The 10,418-nt window shown below is 67.6% G+C and carries 10 protein-coding genes; 3 read left to right on the top strand and 7 right to left on the bottom strand.

Features of this window, described 5'->3' with window-relative positions; all coding sequences use genetic code 11:
* Positions 1-36 precede the first annotated feature (36 nt).
* From ACFQE5_RS06035 to ACFQE5_RS06015, 5 genes are read right to left on the bottom strand one after another with little or no spacing between them, the layout of a single operon-like run.
* Positions 37-1,032: a hypothetical protein gene (locus ACFQE5_RS06035; RefSeq protein WP_379583686.1), complete on the bottom strand. Its 996-nt coding sequence runs from the start codon at positions 1,030-1,032 to the stop codon at positions 37-39.
* Positions 1,025-2,098 carry a hypothetical protein gene (locus tag ACFQE5_RS06030; RefSeq protein ID WP_379583684.1) on the bottom strand — a complete coding sequence of 358 codons (1,074 nt, stop codon included), beginning with the start codon at positions 2,096-2,098 and terminating at the stop codon, positions 1,025-1,027. Before ACFQE5_RS06030 ends, ACFQE5_RS06035 begins: the two co-directional genes overlap by 8 nt.
* Positions 2,095-2,856: an SDR family NAD(P)-dependent oxidoreductase gene (locus tag ACFQE5_RS06025; RefSeq protein ID WP_379583682.1), complete on the bottom strand. Its 762-nt coding sequence runs from the start codon at positions 2,854-2,856 to the stop codon at positions 2,095-2,097. Before ACFQE5_RS06025 ends, ACFQE5_RS06030 begins: the two co-directional genes overlap by 4 nt.
* A gap of 2 nt (positions 2,857-2,858) precedes the next feature.
* A complete protein-coding gene (locus ACFQE5_RS06020) occupies positions 2,859-4,133 on the bottom strand; it encodes a YlbE family protein (protein ID WP_379583680.1) in 1,275 nt (424 codons plus the stop codon).
* The gene (locus ACFQE5_RS06015) at positions 4,130-4,861 is read right to left on the bottom strand and encodes an SDR family NAD(P)-dependent oxidoreductase (RefSeq protein ID WP_379583677.1); all 732 of its coding nucleotides are present in this window, start codon (positions 4,859-4,861) and stop codon (positions 4,130-4,132) included. Before ACFQE5_RS06015 ends, ACFQE5_RS06020 begins: the two co-directional genes overlap by 4 nt.
* A gap of 257 nt (positions 4,862-5,118) precedes the next feature.
* On the opposite strand from ACFQE5_RS06015, the gene ACFQE5_RS06010 reads away from it, so the two are divergent.
* A complete protein-coding gene (locus ACFQE5_RS06010) occupies positions 5,119-5,784 on the top strand; it encodes a FadR/GntR family transcriptional regulator (RefSeq protein WP_379583674.1) in 666 nt (221 codons plus the stop codon).
* An 83-nt stretch (positions 5,785-5,867) separates the two neighbouring features.
* On the opposite strand, the gene ACFQE5_RS06005 is transcribed toward ACFQE5_RS06010, so the two are convergent.
* A complete protein-coding gene (locus ACFQE5_RS06005; protein ID WP_379583672.1) occupies positions 5,868-7,376 on the bottom strand; it encodes an APC family permease in 1,509 nt (502 codons plus the stop codon).
* Positions 7,377-7,598: 222 nt separating this feature from the next.
* Between ACFQE5_RS06005 and glsA the strand changes: the two genes are divergently transcribed.
* Positions 7,599-8,552: a glutaminase A gene (gene glsA / locus ACFQE5_RS06000; protein WP_379583670.1), complete on the top strand. Its 954-nt coding sequence runs from the start codon at positions 7,599-7,601 to the stop codon at positions 8,550-8,552.
* Positions 8,553-8,622: 70 nt separating this feature from the next.
* Here glsA and fabG read toward each other — a convergent pair whose 3' ends face one another.
* Complete coding sequence (gene fabG, locus ACFQE5_RS05995; RefSeq protein WP_379583668.1) at positions 8,623-9,384, bottom strand: 3-oxoacyl-ACP reductase FabG; 762 nt, start codon at positions 9,382-9,384, stop codon at positions 8,623-8,625.
* 481 nt (positions 9,385-9,865) lie between these two features.
* Between fabG and ACFQE5_RS05990 the strand changes: the two genes are divergently transcribed.
* The gene (locus ACFQE5_RS05990; RefSeq protein ID WP_379583666.1) at positions 9,866-10,414 is read left to right on the top strand and encodes a flavodoxin family protein; all 549 of its coding nucleotides are present in this window, start codon (positions 9,866-9,868) and stop codon (positions 10,412-10,414) included.
* The last annotated feature ends 4 nt before the right edge of the window (positions 10,415-10,418 follow it).

The following is a 10,418-nucleotide window of genomic DNA, read 5'->3' as shown; positions in this document are numbered from 1 at the left end:
ACTACATGCCCCCGATCGAACGGGAAATGCTGTACGCTACGGCCATCGCCCAACAGGGTGCGGTGGCCTGAACCTCAGCCTCTCGCAGACCCAGGACGGTTCACCCCACGAGGCACCCGTCGCCACCCACATCGCGGGGTCGAGCCGCTTGAAGGAGTTGACGAACGGGTTGAACATCAACGAGAACTCACCGAGCGAGTCCACCAGGCCGGCCACGTAGTGCGCCGCCTCCTCGCTCATGTTCCCCGACTCGGAGGCGAAGATGTTCCGGCCCTCGCGGGTCAGGCTCGAATGCACGTGTCCACCGGCGCCGGACCGATCGCCATACGGCTTGGCCATGAACGATGCGGCCAGTCCCCGTTCAGCGCACAGGTCGCGCAGGTACTGGCGCGCGCGGGCGGCCCCGTCGGCCGCGGCCATGGCCGGCTGGGGCGCCAGCGCGAATTCGAAGAACCCCGGGCCGAGCTCGGAGTGGAAGGCGTCGATGGACGCCCCGATCGCCTCCATCCGGGCGGCGAATTCCTCGGCGAGGTTCGCAACGCCCGCCGACCTGGACAGGCTGTACGCGCTTTCCACCCGGCCGAACGGCTGGATCGCGGCGAGGGAGTCCCGCGACCTCCCAGGGCTGTCCTCGAAGATCCACACCTCGTACTCGTAGCCGAGGACGGGCACCAGCCCCCGTGCCGCGTACTGGTCGAGCAGGGACTTCAACATCCATCGTGGTGAGGCGCCGAAGGGCTCCCCATCGCGGTCGACGAGATCACCGATCACGGCCTCGGTACGGCCTCGCCAGGGAAGATCGACTCGCGTGCTTTCGTCGAGAACGACCCGAGCATCGGGATATCCGTTCTCCATACGGCTGAAGGAGACGTCGGTGACATCGTCGGCCAGCGAGAGGCCGTAGGCGATCGTGCAGAACGCCGTCGACGATCCCGGAGACAGTTTACGGGCGTTGAGAACCTTGCCCCTGAGGCCGTGGTCGTAGTCCGGGATCTCCAGTTGGGTGAGCGCCACTGGGCTGAGATCAGCCATCACCATCTCCTCGGATCGGGCTCGGTCGGCGTGCGGGATCCCTGCCTACCCGGTGGTAAACGGAATCGGGGACGAGCGAAGGATCGCGGTAGATCCACCACGTGCACGAGGCGTCCGTCGTGCTGGCCGGCCACGTCGGCGCGTCGATCACCCGGGTGGGGTAGCCGAGGCGATCGATGGGGACGACTTCGTTGAGCAGGCAGCAGTGCACACAATACGAACAGATACCGATCTTGTTCCACGCCCAGTCATGCGCCTGGGTGGTCACGGCGAACTCATACGGCGCACCGGCTCGGGGCTTTCCGTCGGTGATCCGGGGATCGAGCGAGCGCCCTCCCGAGCCACAGGGGGCGAAGCGGAAGCCGATCCGGTCCGCCTCCTCGATCATCTCGATGTCGCCCTGCCGGTCGGCGCCACTGAGATGGGCGTGGAAGCCGTCGACGATGGCGATCATCAATTGGTTTATCGAAATCGGCCAGCGCTGGTTACGCACGTCGTAGCGGGCGCAGTGCAGGTCGTACCACTCGTTCATGAGGTGGTCCCACAACCGCGGCACCGCGGACTCCCCGAGCAGGCGCGCGGCCACATCGATGAGGCCCGAGAGACGATCGACGGCCTGGTCATGGACGGTCTGCCACGTCGCCCGGGTGGCCTCGATCGCCTCGTCCGCACCCGCGTCCCCGCTCCGGCACAGATCTGCGGCTCGCTCGACCGCGTTCACGAAGCGCGGCCACGCCTCGGCGATCCCGGCCATCGCCTCCGGACCGATCTTGGCTGCGAGATCGGCAAGGGCATCGGTCACCTGCTCAGCGGTAGCGCCCTGGGCCCGGATCCATTCGGCCGAGTTGGCCGGCCAGCGGTCATAGACGTCACGCAGTTCCGTCGCCTCCAGGACCGAGACCTCGAGCAGCTGCGCGGCGCCCTCCCGATCCCCCGCCGCGAGGAGATCGCGGGCCGTGCGGAAGGTGCCCTTGGTCAGCTCGTCCCAGGACCCGACGCGGGCGGCTCGGCCCAGGGACGGCTCGTACCTGACATGCGATGTGGTCTGCTCCCCGTCGGCGGTCATGTCAGCGAGAAACCTCCATCGACGACGAGGTCAGACCCGGTGATGTAGCCCGCCTGGTCGCTGAGCAGGAATGCCACGACATGAGCGATCTCGTCCGGCTGGGCGAAGCGCGCCAGAGGGACCCGGTCCTGCAAGGCCGGGGGCAGCGCGGTGGTATCACCATGCTGGCTGGCCATCGGGGTGGCCACGAACCCGGGAGAGACGCTGTTGACCCGCACCCCGGATGGAGCCAGCGCCCGCGCGGCGGTGCGAGTCAGCATCGCCAGCGCCGCCTTCGAGGCCGCATAGTGGGGCGTCGGGTCTGGGTTGGACAGTGCGATGACCCGATGGGCCTCCAGCGAGGCCACGTTCACGACGGCGGCCACGGGCTGCGTGACGAGATGGGGCCGCGCCAGCTCCACGACGTTGTAGGCGCCGACCAGGTTGACCTTCAGCAGCCTGTCCCATTCCGCGAGACCGACCCCGGCGTAGCCGGTGTCGGAGTGAATCCCGGCGCAGTTGACGACGTAGGCGACGTCGTGAAGATCGCCGGCCAGTGCGCGGGTGAGCCCGTCGAGGTCGGCGATATCGACGGTATGCACCTGCTGGAGACCCTTGTCGGCGCCCTCGAAGAGCGGCGTCTCCGCCCGGTCGAGACAGTGGGTCCGGATCCCGGCGCCCACCAGGAGCTTGGCAACCTGGGCGCCGATCCCCGAAGCAGAACCCGTGACGATGGCTGCGCGGCCCCCGAAGGTGAGCGTCATGGTGGCGTCGGCCATGGTCACTGCGCTCCGTAGCGCTGTTCGAAGGCGGTCATGGCCATCTCGAAACACTCGCGCGGGGCGCGGATGACCCCTGCGCCGATCTGGCCGCCATCACGACCGGCCAGGCCGACATCCATCACCGGGAGGATGCCGGTGGCCAGCACCTTCCGCGCGTCCACAGCGGTGGGCGTGCCGCGGAAGCCGAACAGCGGGATCCGGTATGTCGAGTTCTCCCCGTGGGTGATGCGGTACATCTCCATGTTCCGCTCGATCATCACCTCTGGGGAGCCGCCCTGGTAGTCCTGCAGGGAGAGGGCACAGGCCTGCGCGAATCCGCCGAGGCCGATGGTCTCGGTAATGGGCGATTCCCCACCCATCCAGGTGATCTCATCGTCGGTGTGGCCCGCGAAGAGCTTTCCCTGGTGGATCGGCGGCGGCCCCTCGAACCACTGGTCACCGAGACCGGCCAGCTTGATGGCAAACCCGCGGCAGCTGAAGGCCATCGCCGAGACCAGCGTGGAGCCCGGCACCACCATCGCGTCGGCGGTGGCCTTGGCAGCAGCCATGGACAGCCGCAGGAAGAAGTAGTCGTTCTCGGCCAGATGCAGCATCGAGTCGCGGACGCCGGGGAAGCCTTCACCGACCATGTCGAGCACGGCGGGCAGGATCTCCCGGTTGAACAGCACCGAGGCGGCCGCGTTCCGACTGTGCACCTCGTCGCCCATCCGCAGGGCGCGGGCGATCAGCGGCTTGAGGGCCACTCCGCCCTGACGACGGATCGCCTCGCCGACGACCGGGGCCAGCACGTTGTTGACGTGTTCGAGCCGCTGGTGGACGCCCTCGTCGTAGCACCCGTAGTTGAGCCGGCGCGGCTCCTTGCCCTCGTAGAAGTTGCAGAAGCCGACATTGCCGTGGGAGCGGTTCTCCACCACGAAGACCGGCATCGACGCGGTGTAGATGCCCGCCAAGGAACCGACGGCGCCGTAGTCATGGCACGCCCCGATCTGGATGCTGCCGTCGGCGAATCCGGCGATCGCCTCCTCCCGGCTGGCGGCCAGGCCCTCGAAGAGCGCGCCACCGATCAAAGCCTCGCGCTGCCCGCCCTGATACGAGGTCCACGGCATGGGTGCACCGGAGGTCAGTACCAGGCGGTCGGTGTAGCCCGGAATGGCGTCCCGAGCCAGGCGGACGTCGACGACCCATGGGTCGGCGGCGTCGAGTCGCGCGAAGGCCTCGGCGTTCGCTTCGGCCACGGTCCCCGGGGCCGTGGACAGCAGACCGGATTGGCTCACCACGCCACCACACCACCGTCCACCAGGAGCGTCTGCGCGGTCACGAAGGACGACCGGTCGGAGAGAAAGAACTCGACCACCTCGGCAACCTCTTCCGGCTCCCCGATCCGCTTGAGCATGGCGTGTTGCGCGGAGGCGTCCTCACCGCCGGACACCCGGGCCATCGACGGGCTCATCGGAGCCCGGATCACCCCGGGAGCCACGTTGTTGACCCGGATCTTGCGCGGCGCCAGCTCCGAGGCCAGGTAGCGCGTATAAGCCGCGATACCGGCCTTCGTGGCGCCGTATACCGAGGCTCCCTCGAAGCGCCCGAAATGCCCGGTCAGGGAGCCGATGTTGACGATCGAGCCGTGGTCGCGGATGCGAGGGGCGGTCACCTCCACCACCCGGGCCATGCCGGCGATGTTGACCTGGAACATCAGGTCGAGGTTGTCCTCGGAGAGCTCACCGAGGAAGGAGTCCCGCAGAACCCCGGCGCAGTTGACCAGGCCGGCTAGCTGCTCCCCCGGCTTGAGCGCCTTCGCCACCGCGGCCTCGATACTCGCCCGAGAGGTGACGTCCATGTCGACGAAGGCAGTCCATGGGGCCTCCTCGGCGGAGTGCGGCTGCTCGGAACCGGCATCGGCGAGATCGGCCGCGACCGGCTCGAGACCGCTGCGCAACAGACGTTGGCAGATGGCCCTGCCGATGGTTCCGGCGCCTCCGGTGACGATGACTTTGCGGGTCACTTCGCTCCCTCTGCTGAGCTGCTGGTCGGCGGAGCCATCGTTCTACCCGAGAAAGTCCTAAAGGTCAATGGATTAGGTCTTTAACCCATGGCCACCGAACAGGTCCAACCTTTGATCCCCCAACAGGACGTCACGACCTCCAGTCATCCGGGGTGCGGTAGCGTTGCCATCTACGGAAGGAGCGTGCCTCATTGGCCTCGAGTTCAAGCCTCGTTCCGGTGCGACAGATCGCCGCCCACGAGCTCGTCGTCGATCAGATGCGCCGCGCGCTGCAACAGGGCCAGTTCCGACCCGGGGATCGACTCCCCACCGAGCGCGACCTGGCCATGATGCTCTCGGTTTCCCGCACCACGGTCCGGGCCGCCATCGCGGTCCTAGAGCGGGATGGGCTCATCTCGGTCCGGCGCGGGCGCGGTGGCGGCTTCATCGTCCAGGAGCGGAAGTACGACCCCGTGCAGGAGCGCGCGCGCCTGCGCCAGAACCGGGCCGCCCTGCGTGACGCCTTCGACTACCGCACGATCGTCGAGGCCGGCGCCGCTCGGCTGGCCGCCGAGCGGCGACTCGTCGCCGACGTGAAGCGGTTGCGCAAGATCTCCAACAGCATGGACCGGGTCCTGCGCCTCAGCCTGACCGAGCAGAAACCGCAGTTGGTCAGTGAGTTTCAGGCGCTCGACTCCGCGTTCCATCTCGGCATCGCCGAGGCCTCTCGCAACAGCCATCTGGCCGAGGCCGTGGCGGATGCCAGAGGGAAGATGTGGATGCCGGTTGGCTCGCTCTTCGGCCGTCTCGAGCCCAATGCGAATGATCAACATGAGGCGCTCGTGGATGCCATCGAGGTCAAGGACGGGGATCTCGCTGCCTCGATCATGGAGGAGCACATCTCCGGTACCCGAGTGACCGTGGAGGCCTGGCTCAAGCGCTGACCGCTCAAGCCAGAGCCTCCCAGGGGTTGGAACACCTCGAGGTGTTCCAACCCCAGATCCCTTCTTGACGAGAGAGCGATCGCCTATGCGCCTTCCTCGAAGACGGTGCTGCCGATTCGCGCATAGAGATCGGGACGGCTCTTGCGCCAGTAGAGCGCCGTCGCGATGGAGCCCACCAGCAAGCCCACCACGATCCATGGAATCAGCTTGAAGAACAGTGTCTCCGATGCCTCCCCGGCAGCCGCGGACATATTCGACATCATCAAGTAGATGACGAAGAGCATGCCCAGACCGCCGATTGCCGGACTCAGCAGGGTCCGCCACCACGACGCGGTCTCTCGATCTCGCTTATAGACGTGGAAATGAACGATGACCGCAATGGAGCAGATCGCCTGTACGGTCAGCAGGCACAGGGTGGCCAGAATCGCCACCAGCACGAACAGGGTCGCATAGGGATCGGCCTTCATCACCGAACAAAGCAGCAACACTACCCCGGCAAAAACGGTCTGGGTGAGCGAGGCGACCCAGGGCGAGGCGTGCACGGGATGAGCCTGGCCAAGGCGCGACCACATCAGTCCGTCACGCCCGAAGGCGTAGAGGTAGCGCGCCGCCGAGTTGTGGATGGCCAGCGCGCAGACGAACGAGCCCGCCACCAGCAACCATTCGAACAGGGTCACCGCCCAGCTACCCAAATAGGTACCGGTCGGCACGAAGAGCAAATCGAACGGGTTGGGCCCCGAGGCGATCGCCACCGAGTTCGTGATCCCGTTACCGGACACGGCGGTCCACGAGATGAAGGTGTAGAACACGCCGATGCCGACCACCGCGATCAGTGTGGCCAGTGGGATGATCCGCTTGGGGTCCTTGGACTCCTCACCGTAGATCGCGGTCGACTCGAAGCCCACCCACGACCAGAATGCCATCAACAGGCCCAATCCCACGACTCCGCCTGCCACACCGTTGGTGCTCAGCGCCGTGGCAGGGTTCAGGGACGTCCAGAGGATCCCGTCGGGACCACCACCGGAGAAGAGCACACCGAAGGCCATCGCGAGCAGCAAGGCCACCTCGAGGATCAACACCAGGCCCAGTACCTTGGCCGCCACCGAGATGTCCCGATGGGAGAGCAGCGAGATGGTGGCCAGGGCAACCAGCGCGTATATCTCCCACGGCAGGTCGATACCCAACTGTGCGCTCATCGTTCCCTTGGCGTACATCGAGACCAACCCGATGAGGCCGGCCTCCATGAGCATGTAGGTGCACATACTCATGATCCCGGCGGGAAGGCCGAGCACCTTGGACCAGCCCTTGGCGATGAACGTGTAGAACGCGCCCGCCGCCGTGATGTGCCGAGCCAGGGAAACGAACCCGATGCTGAAGAACGTCAGGACCACGGTCGCGATCATGAAGCCGCCCGGAGCCCCGATGCCGTTTCCGAAACCTACGGCGACCGGCAGGTTGGCCGTCATTCCCGCGATTGGCGCGGAGAACCCGACGACCATGAAGACCACTCCGACGAGACCGATCGCCCCGGATTTGAGCCGACTCGATGATCTAGGTTCGGCGGATTGGCCGGTCGCTCCGGTGATGCTCATGCGTGCAACCTTTCAGTCGGGTAACGCGGGAGCCTAGGCAGTTTAAGGTCCATTGACAAGACCTCTAGACCATATGCAGTAGAAGAGCGCGCCCGGACCCTGGCCGGAGCGGTGCTGTGCACCCTCGACTCCTCACCGGGAGACGTCTATGGGCTATTGCTTAGTCCATATGTGCGATAGTGTCCAGCTACCCGCACGGGAACTCGTTGACGAAGGACCACGATGAACCTGACTCGGCCGTACGCCGCAGCGGGCGAGAGCCCATACGAGGTTCGGCCCAGCCTCCTGCGGGAGTACAGCGAGCGAGCTGTCTCCCGAGGGCGCGCCGCCGCGGCCGACGGCCGAGTGACCGCTCAGGTCCCGGCGCTCGGCTTGGTACCGCCCACCAAGTTCGCGTTCGTCGTCGCGACCGTCCACGGTGATGTGGTGGCGGTGGGCGACGCGGATGAGCCGTTCTCCCTACAGAGCGTAACGAAGCTCTATTCTCTGTGCGCCTTGCTGGCGCGAGACCCCTTCGCCTGGGACCACGTCGGCTGGGGGACCACCGAAGCGGGTTACGGCTCTGTGGCCGAGTTGGAGCTCCGGGCCGGACAACCCCGCAACCCGTTCGTCAACGCAGGCGCCCTCGTCGTCACCGACCGGTTGCTGTCCTGCACCGGGGATGCCGTGCAGGCCACTCGGGACCTCATCGCCGGACCATCCGGGGAGTGCGTGCTCTCCGACAGTCACGTCGCGGCGTCGGAGGCACACGCGGATCACCGCAACCACGCCATCGCGCATGTCCTGGCCGAGCATCGGCGTCTGCAGAACCCGATCGATGAGGTGCTCGACCAGTACTTCGCCCAGTGCGCCATCGCGGCTTCGGCGCGCACCGTCGCCGCATCGGCGCTGTTCCTCGCCGAACGGAATCGTGCCGCAGGCCCCCTGGACCCCTCGATGTCCCGCCGGGTCAACGCCGTTCTCCTCATCTCCGGGATGTACGGCGCCGCCGCCGAGATCGCCTATCGGATCGGCCTGCCCGCCAAGAGCGGCATCGGCGGCGGCATCGTGGCCGTCCTGCCCGGGGTCGGGACAGTGTGCGTCTGGAGCCCCCCGCTCGGGGTCGATGGCAATCCGGTCGGCGGTATCGCGGCGCTCGAGGAGTTCTCCCGGCTGGCGGGCTGGACGGTGTTCTGACGAGGGGGATGCGGACGAGCCCCGCAGCGGTCGACGGGATCTGCCGTTCGTCCGCCGCGAGGCCCGTCGTTCAGTGGTCGTGCAGCGGGAGCTCGGGCAGGGTCTGGCCGCCGTCGACAACCAGGGTCTGGCCGGTCACGAAGCCGGCACCGTCGCTGGCGAAATAGGCCGCGGCGTAGCCGATGTCCTCGACCGAGCCGAGCCGCCGCTGCGGGATGCACCGCTCCATGGCGGCGATCGTGTCCGCCCCGAGCCCGTCGAGGCCCTCGGTGCGGATGCTGCCGGGCAGCACCGCGTTGATGGTGATCCCGTGCGGGGCAAGCTCGAGTGCCGCCGAACGCACGAAGCCCAGCTGCGCGGCCTTGCTGGCCCCGTAATGACTCAGACCGGGAAAACCGGTGGCCGGTCCCGTGATCGAGGAGGTGACCACGATACGTCCCCGACGCGACTCGGCGAGGGCCTCCAGGCAGGCCTGGACGCTGAAGATCGTCCCCTTGAGGTTCGTCGCGAACATCGCGTCCACGTCGTCCTCGGACAGCTCCGGCAGGCCAACCTCGGGGTAGATCCCGGCATTGGCGCACAGGACGTCCAGGCCGCCGAGCAGCTCCACGGCGCGGGCGGCCATCCGCTCGCACCCCTGCTTGCTGGCCACGTCGCCGACGCACACCTCGACGGGCAGGCCCTTGACCGACAGCTCGTGGCGGGCCCGGTCGAGCCGCGTCTCGTCCCGGCCGCTGATGACCACCCTGGCGCCCTGCCGGGCGAAGACCGCAGCGATGCCCAGCCCGATGCCCTGACTCCCGCCAGTCACCAGAACGCGAAGCCGACTCACGGCTCTCTCCTCTCACACGTCATGCAGGAAGTCTAATTAACGAGTCAATAGACCTTTTATCGAAGCGGCCGCATACACCTCCGTTGCGAACCGCAGAGACACCTCGGTCGGCCGCCGGCCGCTCCAATGCGGGCGAGCCAGGCGCGCGGCTCGGCGTCGTCGGCCGGGTCGCCGACGGCGCACTACACCGGTAGCCGACGCGCAGCTGCGACAGCGTCCGGACCGCCTCGGCCCGTCTGCGGTGGCCGAGGAGCGTCGGCAGCAGAGGCGGCTCCCGACAACGTTATGGCTCCATAACGCGCTCTGGGATCGGCCTGCGATCACGTTATGGCTCCACAATGCGGTCACCGAGACCATCACGTGGGTGGCCGCGCGCGTCGGCGGGACCGCCGGCCCGGACGAATGCGGGCGTAGGCCCCTGCTCCAGTCCGGTTGGCGGGCCGACCATCGGGGGAATCAGCGTCACCTGGAGGTGAGTGCGGTGCATGCACTGGTCGTCTTCGAGTCCTATTTCGGCAACACGAAACGGATTGCCGAGGCCATCGCGGAGGGTCTGTCGAACCAGCTGGCGGTGGACATCAGCGAGGTCACCGACGCACCATCGGCCGTCGACGCCGACGTCGACCTGCTGGTGGTGGGCGGCCCGACGCACGCGTTCGGGCTGAGCAGGCCGGCCACCAGGGCGGATGCGGCCCAGCAGGCCCGCGGGGCCGAGACCGCCACCGGCATCGGGCTGCGGGAGTGGCTCGACCAACTGCCTGCGGGACGGCCGGGTGCGGCCGCAGCCTGTTTCGACACCCGGGTATCGCGGCCCCGGATCCCCGGGTCGGCAGCACGGCGGGCCCGGTCGCGGCTGCGCAAGCGCGGTTTCACCGCCCTCGATCCGGCGACGACGTTCTGGGTCCGCGGCACCCCGGGCCCACTGCTCGACGGCGAGCTCGCGCGAGCCCGAGAGTGGGGCGCCCGGCTGGCCGCGCAGCTCGGCCGGGGTGGGGGACCAAGGGCCCTGCCCGGATGCCGGCGTCCGTAGCACG

Origin of the sequence: Pseudonocardia hispaniensis (genome assembly GCF_042658695.1) — a bacterium.
Classification (GTDB): domain Bacteria; phylum Actinomycetota; class Actinomycetes; order Mycobacteriales; family Pseudonocardiaceae; genus Pseudonocardia; species Pseudonocardia hispaniensis.
Note: the sequence above shows the minus strand (reverse complement) of the source record. Positions and strands in the feature narration are given on the sequence as shown.